This is a genomic window from Acinetobacter sp. CIP A162 (assembly GCF_000367905.1).
GTDB classification, from domain to species: domain Bacteria; phylum Pseudomonadota; class Gammaproteobacteria; order Pseudomonadales; family Moraxellaceae; genus Acinetobacter; species Acinetobacter lwoffii.
The window spans coordinates 171197-187535 of record NZ_KB849157.1 but is presented as its reverse complement, the minus strand read 5'-3'; the positions used below and the strand labels follow the sequence as shown (position 1 = coordinate 187535).

At 46.8% G+C, this 16339-nt stretch carries 13 protein-coding genes; 11 read left to right on the top strand and 2 right to left on the bottom strand.

Translation table 11 applies throughout. The features are described 5' to 3' along the window. Positions 1-58 precede the first annotated feature (58 nt). From F995_RS01150 to F995_RS01100, 11 genes are all read left to right on the top strand, one after another. Positions 59-1336, top strand: a complete 1278-nt coding sequence (locus F995_RS01150; RefSeq protein ID WP_004644934.1) for an O-acetylhomoserine aminocarboxypropyltransferase/cysteine synthase family protein — start codon at positions 59-61, stop codon at positions 1334-1336. Positions 1337-1631: 295 nt separating this feature from the next. Further along, positions 1632-2519: an SDR family NAD(P)-dependent oxidoreductase gene (locus F995_RS01145; protein ID WP_004644933.1), complete on the top strand. Its 888-nt coding sequence runs from the start codon at positions 1632-1634 to the stop codon at positions 2517-2519. Between the two features lie 237 nt (positions 2520-2756). After that, positions 2757-3539, top strand: coding sequence for a bifunctional phosphoribosyl-AMP cyclohydrolase/phosphoribosyl-ATP diphosphatase HisIE (gene hisIE / locus F995_RS01140; RefSeq protein WP_004644932.1), 783 nt, complete (start codon positions 2757-2759; stop codon positions 3537-3539). Positions 3540-3554: 15 nt separating this feature from the next. Continuing rightward, positions 3555-5057 carry a UvrD-helicase domain-containing protein gene (locus tag F995_RS01135; protein ID WP_004281118.1) on the top strand — a complete coding sequence of 501 codons (1503 nt, stop codon included), beginning with the start codon at positions 3555-3557 and terminating at the stop codon, positions 5055-5057. 41 nt (positions 5058-5098) lie between these two features. After that, on the top strand, positions 5099-6481 hold the full coding sequence (locus tag F995_RS01130) for an ATP-binding protein (RefSeq protein WP_004644930.1): 1383 nt from the start codon (positions 5099-5101) through the stop codon (positions 6479-6481). Between the two features lie 435 nt (positions 6482-6916). Next, a complete protein-coding gene (locus F995_RS01125) occupies positions 6917-9754 on the top strand; it encodes a monovalent cation/H+ antiporter subunit A (protein ID WP_004281115.1) in 2838 nt (945 codons plus the stop codon). A 4-nt stretch (positions 9755-9758) separates the two neighbouring features. Then, complete coding sequence (locus tag F995_RS01120) at positions 9759-10124, top strand: Na+/H+ antiporter subunit C (protein WP_004281114.1); 366 nt, start codon at positions 9759-9761, stop codon at positions 10122-10124. Then, positions 10124-11932 carry a monovalent cation/H+ antiporter subunit D gene (locus F995_RS01115; RefSeq protein WP_004281113.1) on the top strand — a complete coding sequence of 603 codons (1809 nt, stop codon included), beginning with the start codon at positions 10124-10126 and terminating at the stop codon, positions 11930-11932. Before F995_RS01120 ends, F995_RS01115 begins: the two co-directional genes overlap by 1 nt. Next, the gene (locus F995_RS01110; protein WP_004281112.1) at positions 11932-12450 is read left to right on the top strand and encodes a Na+/H+ antiporter subunit E; all 519 of its coding nucleotides are present in this window, start codon (positions 11932-11934) and stop codon (positions 12448-12450) included. The genes F995_RS01115 and F995_RS01110 overlap by 1 nt, the downstream gene beginning before the upstream one ends. Then, positions 12447-12722 (top strand): monovalent cation/H+ antiporter subunit F, encoded by a 276-nt coding sequence (locus F995_RS01105; RefSeq protein ID WP_004281111.1) that lies wholly within the window; start codon positions 12447-12449, stop codon positions 12720-12722. Before F995_RS01110 ends, F995_RS01105 begins: the two co-directional genes overlap by 4 nt. A gap of 10 nt (positions 12723-12732) precedes the next feature. Further along, positions 12733-13134, top strand: a complete 402-nt coding sequence (locus F995_RS01100; protein ID WP_004281110.1) for a Na+/H+ antiporter subunit G — start codon at positions 12733-12735, stop codon at positions 13132-13134. Between the two features lie 87 nt (positions 13135-13221). Here F995_RS01100 and F995_RS01095 read toward each other — a convergent pair whose 3' ends face one another. Together F995_RS01095 and infB are read right to left on the bottom strand one after the other, a co-directional pair. Beyond that, positions 13222-13626 (bottom strand): ribosome-binding factor A, encoded by a 405-nt coding sequence (locus F995_RS01095; protein ID WP_004281108.1) that lies wholly within the window; start codon positions 13624-13626, stop codon positions 13222-13224. Beyond that, complete coding sequence (infB, locus tag F995_RS01090; protein ID WP_004281106.1) at positions 13626-16334, bottom strand: translation initiation factor IF-2; 2709 nt, start codon at positions 16332-16334, stop codon at positions 13626-13628. The genes F995_RS01095 and infB overlap by 1 nt, the downstream gene beginning before the upstream one ends. Positions 16335-16339 lie beyond the last annotated feature (5 nt).

The following is a 16339-nucleotide window of genomic DNA, read 5'->3' as shown; positions in this document are numbered from 1 at the left end:
ACTCATATGTGAAAATGCTACACTCAAGCCATAAACTTAAACAAGAAGATCAAACAGAATGAGTTATAAAGCAGAAACCCTTGCGATTCATGCAGGTTATAGCCCTGAAGCCACCACCAAAGCAGTTGCAGTGCCAATTTACCAAACTACGTCTTATGCCTTTGACAATACTCAACATGGGGCCGATTTGTTCGATTTAAAGGTACAGGGCAATATCTATACCCGAATTATGAACCCGACCACTGCGGTTCTGGAACAACGTGTCGCAGCACTGGAAGGTGGAATTGGCGCGCTGGCTTTGGCCTCTGGCATGGCTGCGATTACTTATGCGATTCAGACCATTGCGGAAGCGGGTGACAACATTGCTTCTGTGTCAACGCTATATGGCGGTACCTATAACCTCTTTGCCCATACCCTACCAAAACAGGGCATTGAAGTCCGTTTCTTTGATTATGAAAAGCCGGAAAGTCTGCGTGACTTGATTGATGAAAAAACCAAACTGGTCTTTGTCGAATCGATTGGTAATCCACTGGGTAATATTATTGATCTGGAAGCCATTGCTAAAATTGCACATGAATATGGCGTACCGGTGATTGTCGACAATACCGTTGCCACCCCAGTACTACAAAAATCTTTCGACTTTGGTGCGGATATTGTGGTGCATTCCCTGACCAAATATATCGGTGGTCATGGTAATTCAATTGGCGGCATTATTGTGGATAGCGGCAAATTCCCGTGGGGTAAATACCCTGAACGTTTCCCTGCCCTGAATACGCCTGATCCAAGCTACCATGGCGTGAACTATGTCGAAGTTTTGGGGGAAGCAGCATATATCGCACGTGCGCGTGTAGTGCCACTGCGTAATACCGGCGCTGCGATCAGTCCGCAGAATGTGTTTTTGATTCTGCAAGGTCTGGAAACTTTAAGCTTGCGTATGGAACGTCATACCGAAAATGCACTGAAAGTCGCTGAATATCTGCAAAAACATCCTAAAGTGAAATGGGTCAATTACGCCGGCCTGAAAGATCACCCACAGCATGCCTTGGCACAGAAATATGTGAAAGGTAAACCTTCTGCCATTCTGACCTTTGGGGTAGAACATGGTCTCGAAGGCGGCACACGTTTTATTGATGCCCTGCAATTGTTCACCCGTCTGGTCAATATCGGCGACGCTAAAAGTCTGGCCTGCCATCCGGCGACTACTACGCATCGTCAGCTCAATGCCGAAGAGTTAAAATCGGCAGGCGTCAGTGAGGATATGGTGCGTTTATCCATTGGGATTGAACATAGTGATGACCTGATTGCCGATCTGGAACAGGCGCTGGCGGCCGTTTAAAAAGGTGTCCGAGCCGCTTCGAAACCTCATCATTTTGGTGAGGTTTTTTTATTTATTTTCTAAAACAGCCACTTGCTTTACTTTTTATTTTCATGTTAAAAGTTAAATGAAAGAGTGAACACAAATAGAGCAATTACTCTAATTTTTATTTTAATTTCAATACTTTAATTTATAGATTTTCCTGAAGAATTGGTTATCATATCTGGACTCACCTTCGCTCTCATCTTCTATTAGAGCGCCATAGACCTTTAATAAAAATAATTTGAACGCTGACTTCAAATTAGGGATAACAAACGTGAAAACTAGACTACACAAACAACTGGAAAAACGTGTTGCAGGTAAAACCGTCCTGATTACCGGTGCATCCAGCGGTATTGGTTTAACGACAGCACATCAACTGGCTGATGCAGGTGCCCATGTTTTACTGGTGGCCCGTACTCAGGAAACCCTAGAACAAGTAAAATCAGAAATTGAAGCCAAAGGCGGCAAAGCCTCAATCTTTCCATGTGATTTAAACAATATGGAAGCGATTGATGAAGTTTCCAAACAGATTATTGCCTCAGTCGATCATATTGATATTCTGATCAATAATGCAGGACGTTCGATTCGCCGTGCCGTACATGAGTCGGTAGATCGTTTTCATGATTTTGAACGTACCATGCAGCTGAACTATTTCGGCGCGGTGCGTCTGGTGATGAATATCCTGCCGCAAATGATGATTCGTCGCGCGGGTCATATTATTAACATCAGTTCGATTGGCGTACTGGCCAATGCCACCCGTTTTTCAGCCTATGTCGCTTCAAAAGCTGCACTGGATGCCTTTAGCCGCTGCCTGTCTGCAGAAGTACATTCACATAAAATCGCAATCACATCGATCTATATGCCTTTGGTGCGTACCCCGATGATTGCGCCGACCAAAATCTATAAATATGTACCGACGCTTTCCCCAGAACAGGCGGCTGACCTGATTGCCTATGCGATTGTGAAACGTCCGAAAAAAGTGGCGACCGGTTTGGGCCGCCTGGCTTCCATTACCTATTCAATTGCACCGGATATCAACAATGTCTTGATGTCGATTGGCTATAACCTGTTCCCAAGTTCAACTGCATCTGTGGGCCAACCACAAAAATTAAACTTGGTGCAAAAAGCATATGCACGTCTGTTCCCGGGCGAACACTGGTAATTTTTTATACGGTTTTCATACGAATAATTTAATGGAAATGCGAGCCGCCGACCGGGCGGCTTTTCTCTGTCTCAGTTTTGCAAGATATGGAATAAAGTGAACTGATTTAAAAAACCACGACACAGCCTGTCCTGATCGATACAGATTTTTGCCGCAAATGCTGCGAGATCACGTACACTATCAGCGGATATTTCCTATCCGTATTTTTATATTTTGATTGAAATGATGGAAACCCTTATGAACAACGCGCAATGGCTCGATGAAGTAAAATTTAACGAACAAGGATTAGTCCCTGCCATTGCCCAGCATCATCAAACTGGACGTGTATTGATGGTGGCCTGGATGAACCGTGAAGCCTTGGCTTTAACTGCCGAAAAAAATCAGGCGGTGTATTTCTCCCGTTCACGCAGCAAGTTATGGCATAAGGGCGAAGAATCAGGACATTTTCAAACCGTACATGAAATCCGTCTGGACTGTGATGCCGACGTGATTGTGCTGCAAATTGAACAGCATGGTGGCATTGCCTGCCATACTGGCCGTGAATCATGCTTCTATCGCAAGCTCACGCCAAATGGCTGGGAAATTGTCGATGCACAGTTGAAAGATCCCTCTGCGATTTATGGCGAAAAATCCACGAATCCGCATACGCTGGCGATGGAAGCGTCAACCGCCCAATCTGAACAGGTCGAAGTCCTGTCTTATCTGGGTCAGATGATGGCAGAACGCAAACAGGCCGATCCAGATTCATCTTATGTGGCCAAGTTGTACCATAAAGGCCTGAACAAGATTCTGGAAAAAGTCGGTGAAGAAAGCTTTGAGACCGTGCTGGCAGCCAAAGATTTTGATCAGAATGCTTCCGCAGACCATAAAAATGATCTGATCTATGAAGTGGCAGATCTGTGGTTCCATACTATCGTCATGCTCGGCTATTTCGACCTGGATGTGCAATTGGTATTAAATGAACTGGCACGTCGCCAAGGCTTATCCGGCCTGGTTGAAAAAGCCAACCGTCAGCATTAAGCCTTGAATTCATCTGTGTCTGATTTAAAAAAACCGACCGCGACCTATGAGCAGGCGACTGCCATTGATAACGCACGTCTGGGTAAATCCTTTAAGGTGATTGCCTATGCGGGCACAGGTAAAACCACTACCCTGCAAATGATCAGTGATGCCATGCCACAAAGACGTGGCATGTATCTGGCTTTTAACAAGGCCATTGCCAGTGAAGCACAGGCCAAGTTTCACCGGGGTGTCGATTGCCGTACTTTTCACTCGCTGGCGTTTCGCAGTGTTCCACGTGGAGTCACCGACAAACTGCGCTTGCCACGCTTGAGTCCAAGTTTTATTGCCAAAGAATACCGGCTTGAACCGATGACCATGCGCCGTATGATGGGTGGGCGTTATGAAAAATATGTCTTGATGCCTTCGCGTCTGGCAAGTTTGGTTGCCAATGCGGTCGGCTATTTCTGCTCGACCAGTTCGCAATACCCTGCCCCACGGCATATTCAGGCGCCGAGCTGGTTGCATCCGGATGATATCGAGACTTTACAGAAGAAACTTTATCCGGCAGTCGAACGACGCTGGCTAGAGTCGATTGATCCAAATCATCAGGCCGGCATCGGTCATGACATTTATCTGAAGCTCTGGGCGCTGTCCGAGCCAAATATCCCGGCCGATTATGTACTATTCGATGAAGCTCAGGATGCCGATCCCTTAATGCTGGGAATTCTACTGAAACAGCGCAGCACCCAGGTGATTTATGTCGGAGACGCGCATCAGCAGATTTATGCCTGGCGTGGCGCAGTCAATGCCATGCAGCAACTGCCCTTACCTGAATCGCGCCTGACCACCTCATTTCGTTTTGGTCCTGAAATTGCCCTGAATGCCAATGCCATTTTAGGTGCCTTAAATGAAACTGTGCCTTTACTCGGCAATCCGCTATTAGATTCTAAAGTCGTGAATAAACCGCATACCAAAATGCGGGATGCAATTTTATGCCGGACCAATGCCCGCGCCATGGAACTGTTATTAGCAGGTTTAGTTCGTGGCGATAAAGTCAGCCTGCAAGCCGATCACGTCAAACTGAATCGTTTTGTCGATGCGGCTGCCATGCTGAAACAGGGCAAACGTGTGGTTGATGTGCCGGAACTGGCCTGGTTTAACTCCTGGCATGATGTCCATGAATACTGTGAAACTAATGAAGGCAGTGACATCAAGCCACTGGTCAAACTGGTGGACGAACATGGCACCGATCCGCTGAAAAAAGCTCTGGCTAAAATCACACCAATTGCCCAGGCCGACTATATTATTTCCACGGCACACAAGGCCAAAGGTCTGGAATGGGATCGGGTTCATATTGAAGATGACTATCAGTTTAAGCTGAATGAAAAAGACCATAAAATTAGTGATGAAGAATTAAGATTACTTTACGTGGCCTGTACACGTGCTAAAGTGAGTTTAAATATTCATCACATTTATGACCTGATTCAGCAACTGAAGATCAAAATGCCGCAGTCGCTTCGGCAGGCAGTCGGTTAAGGTGCATGGCATGGATGTAAACATCATAGGACAGGTGATCTATGCACATCCAAGCGCTTCAACTGAAACATACCCTGCATTTTTTCGACATTCAGCTTCAGTTTAATTATCCGCAATGCCCGGTTACCTTGATTCTGGGCAATCAGGGAACTGGCAAAACTACGCTTTTACGTTTTAGCTATCAGGCATTGACCTGGTTTGCAGCCCGTTATCGTGATAGCCGTGCTGCGGGTCTGGTGATGCAAGATCAGGACATCATGCAAAACCGGCTGCAATCCAAAATCGATATCCAGATTGGTTTTCCTGAAGAGATGGGCAGCTTGCCAGAATCCAGTCAGTCTGAGCCTGCGAACCTACAAAGCTGTTCATGGCAAATCTACAAGACTTTAAACAGTCAGGGGCTGGGTTTTAGCAAAGCAGAAACCTCACAGCTTGAAAGTGTGCTCAGCTTGTATCAGAAAGCCCGCTTGCACGATCCCCTGCTCGGCTTGCCCCTGATTGCCTATTATCCTGCTGAACGTTTTACCAATGAAGTCAATCTGCTCAACAAAAATAACCCGGCCATTCTCCAGTCCGCACATGCTTATGAAATCACTGCGATTCCTTTCACCACCTTTGCCCGTTTTTTTGAATGGTTTCGTGAAATCAGTGATATTGAAAATGCGCAAAGTGCTAAGCTTATGGATCAGATTTTGGCGCGTGCCTTACAGCAGCCAGAGGATATTCGCGGAGATGAACTGGCCCGGCAGATCGAGAAAGCCCAGGCACATCTGCATGCACCAAATCTCGCCGCTTTAAAACAGGCGTTGTCACTGATCCTGCCAGAAGTCAGCCAGATTTATTTAAAATACCAGCCCAAGCTGCAACTGATGGTAACCTATCAGCAACAGACCTTTAGCTTCCAGCAACTGCCCAACAGTATCCGCAACTGGATTGCGCTGGTGGGTGATATTGTGCGGCGTCTTTGTCTATTGAATCCCAATAGTTTATTTCCATGTCAGGAAGGTACAGGTGTTTTACTGATTGATGCGATTGATCATCAACTGGATCAGGAGATGGCAGCAGTAATCCTGTCACGCCTGCATCAGGCTTTTCCTAACTTGCAGATTATTGCAACCGGCAACCGGCCTGAATTACTAGAACAGGCGCAAGGCTTTCAATGTCTGAAACTGGAAAATAAACAGCTGCACCCCATTCATCTTGAAAGTATGAAAACCCAGTTTGATCAGATCTACGCAGAGCTGGAATTGCAGCGAAATAAAGACCTATCTTCCGAAGATACTTTATTGGAAACGGTCACCGAACCCGTCACACTGCTTGCAGTATTGCAAATGATCCGGGAACAGCTCAATCCGGAACAGCAACAAGAATTGCTCGCTTTACTTGCTCAGGAGCATCATCCGACGCTACCTCAGTCGCTCTAAACAGATTCAAAAAAATAAGAGCGACTGTTTGAGTAAACAAGGAAGCCTTTCCAGCATTCTGTTTTGCTAGGATTGAACTGTTTTGAGTCAAATTTACAATCAATGCCTGCAATTTAATCTTAATTTTCGGTCACTTCTAGATGATCTGTTTAAGCATGCAGCGCCTGTTAAAACCGAGCCGGCGTATAATTTATAAGTTCTATATAAAAACGTTGATGTTGTTGTTATCCTGTAATATGATCGGTTTTATTTGCGAATTTCATTGTAAAATCGGAATTTGCTATCGTTTATAAGTTGCGCAATACAACTGTTTTATATTCTTTTTGAATATTCTTTTGGCTTTCAAGGTTGAGAAGTTTGGGTCGCTCCTTGTGGTCCTGTAGTCCTTGAAAGATAAAGATTCACCTTAGGTTGGTCAAAACCTAAATCATGACAATGGATACGAGTGTGCTGCCGATTATTATATTGTTACCGTTAGTATTAGGCACAACCCTTGTCTCGTGGCTGAAGCAATTTTCGCGCGGGGTAACGGCTTTAGGGGCAATTGGTGTCAGCCTCAGCAGTTTCTTATTATTATTGAGTCAGGCGCCTGCCATCTTTGATGGTGCAGTGATGACCCAGACCTGGTCCTGGCTGCCCCAGCTCGGCATTGATTTCAGTTTTCGCCTGGATTCTCTGGGATTGCTGTTTGCCTTGCTGATCAGCGGAATTGGCACCCTGATTTATATTTATGCCTATTATTATCTCAATCCAAAAAATTCACTGAGCAAACTGTATCTCCTGCTGATGCTGTTTATGGCGGCGATGCTCGGAATTTCATTGTCGAATAACCTGATTATCTTATTGGTTTTCTGGGAACTGACCAGTATTTCATCCTTCTTGCTGGTAGGTTACTGGAGCAATTACGAAGCGGCGCAACGTGGTTCGCGTATGGCTCTGACCATTACCGGAATGGGTGGTCTGGCGATGCTGGGCGGTTTTGTCCTGCTCGGTCAAATCACCGGCACTTATCAGCTTGACCAAATCCTGATGATGACTGAACAGATTCAGTCGCATCATTTATTTGTTCCAACCTTGTTGCTGATTTTACTCGGCGCCTTTACCAAAAGTGCGCAGTTCCCGTTTCACTTCTGGTTGCCCAATGCCATGGCTGCACCGACACCGGTCTCTGCCTATTTGCACTCGGCCACCATGGTCAAAGCCGGTTTATTCCTGGTCGCACGTTTGCTCCCGATCTTTGCCGGTGCTGCACTGTTTCATAATATTGTGACCTTTGTTGGTCTGTTTACCCTGTGCATGGCCGCCTTCTTTGCCATTTTTAAGGAAGACCTGAAAGGCTTGCTCGCCTATTCCACCATCAGCCATTTAGGTCTGATCATGTGTCTGCTCGGGATTGGTTCACCATTGGCTGTTGCAGCAGCGATTTTCCATATTATTAACCATGCCACCTTTAAAGCGGCACTGTTTATGATTGCCGGCATCATCGATCATGAATCCGGGACTCGTGACTTACGTAAACTGTCTGGCCTATGGCAATTACTGCCATTTACCGCCACGCTGACCATGATCACGGCAGCATCCATGGCGGGTGTACCGTTGACCAATGGTTTCCTGTCTAAGGAAATGTTCTTTACCGAACTGGTCGCCAGTTTAAGTGGTCCACTTATGGTCGGCTCTGCTATTGTCGCGACACTGGCCGGGATTTTTGCGGTGGCTTATTCCATTCGACTGGTGCATGGAGTCTTTTTCGATGGTCCGCTAGGCAAGCAGGTCCCGAATAAAGATGCACATGAACCTGCCTTTGGTATGCGCGCACCGGCCACTTTGTTAGCAATTTTATGTATTTTAGTCGGTCTATTACCGGCTCTTCTGGTGGAAAAAATTGTCAACAGCACTACTCAAGCCACCACCCAGAATTTTGCCTTTGAAGGCACTCATCTGGCGCTTTGGCATGGTTTCAACCTGCCCCTTCTGATGAGTGTGATTTCTCTGCTCGGCGGAACAATCTTTTACTTTTCTCTCGCCAAAGGTGGCGTCTTACGTGAAATCGACTTGGATCCAAAACTGGGTCGCTTACAGGGCCGGGTGCTGTTCGATCTATTTTTGAAAAATTTGCTGCTGAATTCACGTCGTTTCCGCCGTTCCACTGAAAATGGCAAATTACAAAGCTATTTATTGTGGATTGTAATTTTTACCGTCGGGCTGGTGGGGCTCCCATTACTCAGCAATGCGGTGGGTACAGGTACGCGCGAGCTGACCCATGCTCCTGCCCTGGCGATTATCCTGTGGTTACTGCTGTTCTCTTCCTGCTGGATGCTGTTGTGGTTCCATCATGAGCGGATTAAAGCGGTACTCATTAGCGGTGCAGTCGGCCTGGTCGTCACCATGGTCTTTATCGGCTTCTCAGCGCCCGATCTGGCATTGACCCAGATTACGGTCGATGTGGTCACCACGGTTCTGCTCCTGATGAGTTTATCTTTACTGCCTCAGTTAACACCGTATGAATCGAGTCCGACCCGTCGCTGGCGTGATGCCATTATTGCCTTGGGCGGCGGTCTCGGGATTGCGGCAATTGCCTGGCTGATCATGACCCGTGATCACAATTCCATTTCATGGTTCTTCCTGCAACAGTCCATTCCTCTGGGCGGCGGCACCAATGTGGTGAATGTGATTCTGGTCGATTTCCGTGGTTTCGATACCTTCGGCGAAATTACTGTACTCGGCATTGCGGCGATTGGTGTTCTGAGCCTGATGGATGGCATGCGTGCGCATGGTACCACCATGACTCAGGGCCTGACCTATCGTTTTAACCCATCCCCGCTGATGTTGCGTATTACCGCATCCTGGATTTTGCCGGTCGCGCTGGTGGTCAGCCTGTATATCTTTTTGCGTGGCCATAACCTGCCGGGCGGTGGTTTTATTGCCGGACTAGTGACTTCACTGGCACTTATTATTCAATATATTGCAGTGGGACAGGACAAAACCGAACAGTTGCTTGGCGCCAAATCCGGTCGCCTGTATGAAATCTGGATCGGGATCGGCTTAACGATTGCAGGGTTGACCGGAATCGCGGCCTGGTTCTGGTCACGTCCATTCCTGACCAGTGCACATATTTATGTCTCTCCGCCCATCATTGGAGAAATGCATCTGGCTTCGGCTGCACTGTTTGATGTCGGCGTCTATGTCACTGTTGTCGGTGCGACCATGCTGATGATTTCGGTCTTGGGCGATTCACGTCACTCAAGCATGACTGGCCCCGTACCAAGAGGATAATAGAATGATCAGTTTAGAATTTTTATTAGCCTCTGCGATTGGCCTGCTGACAGCCACAGGCATTTATCTGATCCTGCGTGCCCGTACCTTCCCGGTGGTGTTGGGTCTCGCCATGATTGGTTATGCAGTCAACCTGTTTTTATTTGCCATGGGCCGAATTCAGATGAATTCGCCTGCAGTATTGACTGAAGCCTCGAAAGTGACCGATCCCCTTCCTCAGGCACTGGTGCTGACAGCCATCGTGATTGGCTTTGCCACCACTGCCTTTATTGTCCAACTGGCATTGCGTAGCCGCTACGAATCAGGAACAGACCACGTTGACTCCAAAGAAGAAATACCAAATCTTGACCCGCGCGAGGATGAGCCTTAATGACTGATCTTCTCAATTTCTGGAATCAACATACCCCTATTTTCAGTATTCTTTTACCGGCCTTTACCGCTTTTGTCCTGGTTCTTTTAGGCAACCCGGGTTCAGGCTCTCTGGCGACGGACTGGCGTCAGCCCTGGCGTCGGGGTATCAGCTATGTCTCGAGTATCTTGGGCCTGATCATTGCTGTCAGCTATTTAGTAGACAGTAGTCAGGGTCAGATCAATGTTTATACGCTGGGCGAATGGGTCGCACCTTTTGGTATTGTACTGGTTCTCGATCAGCTCTCTGCGATGATGCTGGTTTTGACCTATGCCCTTGCAGTGCCGGTGCTCTGGTATGCCAGTAAAGAATGGGATATGCGTGGGCGTTATTTCCATGCCATGGTGCATTTCCTGCTCATGGGTTTGACCGGTGCCTTCCTGACCGGTGACCTGTTTAACCTGTTCGTGTTTTTTGAAATATTGTTGATGGCATCCTATGTACTACTGCTACATGGACAAGGCAAGGCCCGTTTCCAGCTGGGAATCCATTACGTCACCATCAACCTGTTTGCTTCTGCCCTGTTCCTGATTGGACTCGGGATGATTTATGGCAGTGTCGGCAGTCTGAATATGGCAGATGTGGCCCGCTTGATGCCTACCCTCGCTGAAGATCAGCACAAGCTGGCGGTTGCTGGTGGATTAATGCTGTTTGTCGTGTTTGGAATTAAAGCAGCGATGTTACCGCTCGGCTTCTGGTTACCCAAAACCTATGCCGTAGCCACCACACCTGTGGCAGCACTCTTTACCATTATGACCAAAGTCGGGGTGTATGCAATTTTACGGATTAATGGAACTGTTTTTGATGATGAATACAGCCACCAGATTCTGATGAATTGCCTGCTGGTGATTGGTCTGATTACGTCGGTTTATGGCGTGATTTGTGCAATCGGCACAGAACGTCTGCGCCGTTTTATCGGCTTTATGGTGCTGTCTTCAGTCGGAACAATTCTGGTAGCAATCGGTATGAATACGACTGCAGCCTGGGCCGGTGCATTGTATTATATGGTGCACAGTACCCTGATTGGCGCAGCCTTTTATATCCTGTCAGGCTGGATTACCTCACAGCGCGGCGAATTTAAGGATCATTTTAAAATCGCGCCACTGATGAAACAGAACAAGCTGGTTTCGATTGTCTATTTCATCATTGCCTTGATGATGGCAGGCCTGCCACCGTTTAGTGGTTTCTTCGGTAAAGTCTTTATTTTGCAGGCTTCTGCCAATTCAGACTATCAGATGATTATTATCCTGACCATTTTATTGGTAAGCTTCCTCAGTATTCTGGCCTTTACCAGGGTTGGTTTCGTGCTGTTCTGGCGTTCGACCAGACCTGAGGATGACCTTAATTCTGAAGATTTTCACAAATATGAAGCTTTACCAAGTAAGGCACCGGCACGTAATGATCGTGTAATCTATCTATTGCTTGCTGGCCTGACTGCCTATGTGGTGTTTGCCGGACCGATCTATCAATATAATTATCAGACTGCGGAACAGATTAAAAATAATCCGGTTTATGAAGCTGCCTTGTTAAAACGCGATGCAGAAGGCCAGTTTATTAGTGTGCAACCTTTTGATCCAAGCTATTTACCTGAAACCAAGTACGGTGGTGAGACAGTCGATCCGAATGCACATCTGGTTCCTTATACGATTTCGGAAGCCACTCTGGAAGGTGAAAATATTTCTGAATTCAAGCAACGCCAGATTGATCAGCAGTATGTTGAACAAAACAGATATGATGATAATCAACTTAAACCGGTGGAGGGACCTTAATGGCTGTATCATTCCTGCAACGTTGGTTCCCGCATCCGCTAGTTTCTGTGATCGTTGGGCTAAGCTGGATTCTACTGGCACATAATCTGGAAGCTGGAACATTGCTTTTCGCGCTGGTTCTGGCGATTGTCATTCCGAAAATGGTTGCACCTTTTATTGACTATACCCCGAATATCCAGTGGGCTCCTGCCGTGCGCCTTTTCTTTGTCGTGGTTTGGGATATTGTAGTAGCCAATATTAAAGTCGCAAAACTGGTACTTGGTCCAACCAAGAACCTGCATCCAAAATGGTTTCGCGTGCCTTTGGAAACCGAGCATGAGGAAGTCAATGCCTTGCTGGCAATGATCATTACCACAACGCCCGGTACAGTATCTGCAGGCATTGATCAGGATCGTGGTGATATTCTGGTTCATGCCTTAAGCACAGAGGATGAAGCAGCAGAAATCGAAACAATCAAACAGCGCTACGAACAGCCTCTGATTGAAATTTTCAGCGCACAGACAGGAGAAAAAGCATGACTATTCTGCCTTATGCATTAATGATTTGCCTAGGTGCTATCACTGTCTCGATGTTACTCTGCCTGATCCGACTCATCACTGGCCCTTCTATCGTGGATCGTCTGTTGGCACTCGACACCCTGTTCCTGAATGCCACCTGTCTGATTGTCATTTTAGGGATTTACTGGAGTAGCAGCTTCCTGTTTGAAGGGGCCTTACTGGTTGCGATGCTTGGCTTTGTTTCGACTACAGCCTTGGCACGTTATTTCACCACTGGCCATGTGATCGACTAGGAGTTTTTAAATGTCCTTAATTTTAGAAATACTGGTGTCGATTTTTTTATTGATTGGTGCTTTCTTTATGTTGGTCGGCGGGATCGGTATGGTCCGTCTGCCCGATCTGTTTATGCGTCTGCACGCCCCGACCAAATCCAGTACTTTGGGCCTGGGCAGCTTTTTGATGGCCTCAATTCTGTTCTCGGCCATATATGGCCGTTTCGGTTTTGCTGAAGTGCTCATCACCCTGTTCGCCTTCATTACCGCACCGGTATCTGCCAATCTGATGGCACAGGCTGCATTACATTTGCGTTTACGCTCTTTGAGTGGCGAGGTTCCGGAAACGCTGGAACGCCCTCTGCCTTGGCAGCGCTCACGCCGTCGTACCTTTTATGAAAAGAAAATCAATCGTAATGATGATTTCGATTAATTGAGCAAGCAATTCAAGTTCTTTTAAATCTAAAAAAATCTAGAGATAAAAAAAGCCACCCGAAGGTAGCTTTTTTAGTCCTAAGACTTATTCATCATCTTTTTTTGCTTCAGCTTCAGGTAAGTCCTTCACTGCTTCAGCGATCAGACCAAACATATAGTTACCATATGCATTGGTCTTATCATAATGGAAACGTAGACGAGGCGTAATACGGGTTTTGATACGACGACTCAGCTCATGGCGCAAGAAACCAGATGCTTTGTTCAACACATCCAAAGTTTCTTTATTGGCTTCTTGGCTTTGCTCATCGCCAAGTTCACGTCCCATCACAGTGACATAAACTTCCGCATATCCCAGGTCTGGGCTCACCTTCACCGCAGAGATGGTCACGAGACCACCTAAGCGTGGATCTTTCAGCTCCTGACGGATCAGTTCTGACAACTCGCGTTGTACTGTATCCGCCATACGCTTCAGACGTTGACTACCCGCCATTAAAGACTCCGTTTAATCAGTTGAACATCGTACACTTCGATCTTATCAAGTGCTTTGATGTCTTTATAGCCTTTCACCGCAAGACCACATTCCATACCGGCACGAACTTCTTCAACCACTTCTTTGTAGCGACGAAGAGATTCAAGCTCGCCCTGGAACACAACCACATCATCACGTAATACGCGAATCGGTTTGTTACGATGCAATACGCCTTCAAGTACCATACAGCCCGCAGCCGCACCAAACTTACTTGAGTGGAATACTTCACGTACTTGTGCAACACCCAGAATCGTTTCACGATGTTCTGGTGCAAGCTTACCGCTCATTGCTGCTTTCACATCATCAATCAATTGATAGATGATTGAGTAGTAACGAATGTCGATACTGTCTGCATCTGCTTTTTGACGCGCAGCGTTGTCCGCACGTACGTTAAAGCCGAGTAGAACTGCTTCTGAAGATTCAGCCAGTGTCACGTCAGACTCAGTGATCGCACCTACACCAGAACCGATGATACGTACTTTAACTTCATCAGTCGCAAGCTCAGCAAGTGCTACATGCAAGGCTTCCAAGGTACCGCGTACGTCAGTTTTCAACACAACATTTACGATAGGCACATCTTTCTTGCCCATAGACGCCATGATGTTTTCAAGACGCATTGCAGATTGACGCTCAAGACGTTTTTGACGTTCACGATCCATACGCGCATCGGCAACTTCACGTGCTTTCTTCTCATCGCTGACCACAAGAACTTCGTCACCTGCCATTGGCGCTTCTGGAAGACCCAGAATTTCCACTGGAATCGAAGGACCTGCAGATTTGATACGCTGACCATTTTCATCCGTCATCGCACGAACGCGACCATAAGATGAACCGGCAAGAACAAGATCACCTACTTTCAATGTACCGTTTTGAACCAGAATAGATGTTACTGCACCACGGCTGTTATCTACGCGTGCTTCAATTACGACACCTTGTGCAGCACCTTCTTCAGATGCCTTAAGCTCTAGAAGTTCAGCTTGAATCGAAATAATATCAAGAAGTTCATCAATGCCTTGACCAGTATGTGCAGAAACCATTGCCACTGGAACGTCACCACCCCATTGTTCTGGCACGATTTCTTTCACAGTCAATTCATTCAATACGCGATCTGGATCAGCAGATTCTTTATCCATCTTGTTGATTGCAACAATGATTGGTGTACCTGCAGCACGTGCATGGTCAATTGCTTCTGCAGTTTGTGGCATTACACCATCATCTGCTGCAACAACCAGAACCACGATATCTGTTGCTTTCGCACCACGTGAACGCATTGCAGTAAATGCTGCGTGTCCCGGAGTATCAAGGAATGTAATCATACCTTTATCAGTAGTTACATGGTAAGCACCGATATGCTGTGTGATACCGCCCGCTTCGCCAGCAGCCACTTTTGCACGACGAATACGGTCAAGCAGCGATGTTTTACCATGGTCAACGTGACCCATAATGGTAACAACAGGCGCACGCGTAGATTGCGCACCACGTGCTTCTTCAGCTGCTTCAAGCAAGTTATCTTCAGCTTGTGTATCAGAAACCAGTACCGGATTATGGCCCATTTCTTCCACAACAAGTGCAGCAATTTCTTGATCAATCGCCTGGTTCTGAGTAACCAATTCACCCATTTTCATGAGTGATTTAATCACTTCACGAACCTTAACTGCCATTTTCGCAGCTAAGTCAGCAACGACAATCGTTTCACCGATTTCAACATCGTAAACCTGTTTTTTCACAGGTTTTTCGAAGCCGTGCTTGTTGCCTTGACTGGTTTTTAAACCGCGCTTAGGCTGTTTGCTGAAGCTTTGCTCTTCCTGACCACGACGACCACCTTTTTTCGGTGCACGCGCGCTCGGCGTATTCGTACCACGTTTGATTTCGCGGTCTTCTTTCGCAAATGAGTCTTCATATGCCTGACCAACAAGACCGGCAGCCAGAGGAGAATCATCAACAACACGAATCGTTGCAGCAGTATCTTCCGCGGTGTACTTAGACGCCATTTGACGCATTTGTTCAAGCGTACGTTGCTGCGCTTCTTCAGCCGCTTTACGACGTGCTGCTTCTTCAACAGCTTTTAATTTTGCTGCTTCTGCTTCACGTGCCTTTTTCTGTTCAGCGGTTTCAGTTGGTTTAACAACTTGCTTCACAATCGGCTTGTTGGTTGATTTGCGTTTTACCACAACTGCAGCTTTAGAAACTTCTTGCTTGTCGCTGGTTTGCTTTGCAGCAGCACGCATCGCTTCTAGAGCTTTATTCGCGTTATTTACGCCAGTTTTTGGAGCTTCAGCAGAAGCAGCTTGTGCTGTATTCTGCTCAGGCGCAGCTTTGGCCTGTTGCTCAGCCTTGGCTTTCGCCAATGCTTCTGCTTTGATCTGCTCTGGATCCGGCTTAACAAATGTATGCTTCTTGCGAACTTCTACATTAATCGTTTTCGCCTTACCTGAAGTACTGGCTACTTTAGCCGTACTAGTCGTTTTACGTTTCAACGTGATTTGCCCTGCTTGGCTTTCTGAACCCTGTGACTTTTTCACATGGCTCATCAAGCTATCTTGTTGTTCGGTGGTAATAATATCGTCAGCTTTACGCTGTGGTAAACCTGCCTCACGAACCTGCTCTAGGAGCTTCTCAACTGGACTACCCACATTGAGGGCTAACTCTTTAATCGACTTGTCCGTCATATACT

What these genes read in the sequence shown, in the direction of transcription:
- F995_RS01150 (WP_004644934.1), top strand. Translation starts at nt 59, where the DNA reads ATGAGTTATAAAGCAGAAACCCTTGCGATTCATGCAGGTTATAGCCCT.
- hisIE (WP_004644932.1), top strand. Translation starts at nt 2,757, where the DNA reads ATGAACAACGCGCAATGGCTCGATGAAGTAAAATTTAACGAACAAGGA.
- F995_RS01130 (WP_004644930.1), top strand. Translation starts at nt 5,099, where the DNA reads ATGCACATCCAAGCGCTTCAACTGAAACATACCCTGCATTTTTTCGAC.
- F995_RS01125 (WP_004281115.1), top strand. Translation starts at nt 6,917, where the DNA reads ATGGATACGAGTGTGCTGCCGATTATTATATTGTTACCGTTAGTATTA.
- F995_RS01120 (WP_004281114.1), top strand. Translation starts at nt 9,759, where the DNA reads ATGATCAGTTTAGAATTTTTATTAGCCTCTGCGATTGGCCTGCTGACA.
- F995_RS01115 (WP_004281113.1), top strand. Translation starts at nt 10,124, where the DNA reads ATGACTGATCTTCTCAATTTCTGGAATCAACATACCCCTATTTTCAGT.
- F995_RS01110 (WP_004281112.1), top strand. Translation starts at nt 11,932, where the DNA reads ATGGCTGTATCATTCCTGCAACGTTGGTTCCCGCATCCGCTAGTTTCT.
- F995_RS01105 (WP_004281111.1), top strand. Translation starts at nt 12,447, where the DNA reads ATGACTATTCTGCCTTATGCATTAATGATTTGCCTAGGTGCTATCACT.
- F995_RS01100 (WP_004281110.1), top strand. Translation starts at nt 12,733, where the DNA reads ATGTCCTTAATTTTAGAAATACTGGTGTCGATTTTTTTATTGATTGGT.
- F995_RS01095 (WP_004281108.1), bottom strand. Translation starts at nt 13,626, where the DNA reads ATGGCGGGTAGTCAACGTCTGAAGCGTATGGCGGATACAGTACAACGC.
- infB (WP_004281106.1), bottom strand. Translation starts at nt 16,334, where the DNA reads ATGACGGACAAGTCGATTAAAGAGTTAGCCCTCAATGTGGGTAGTCCA.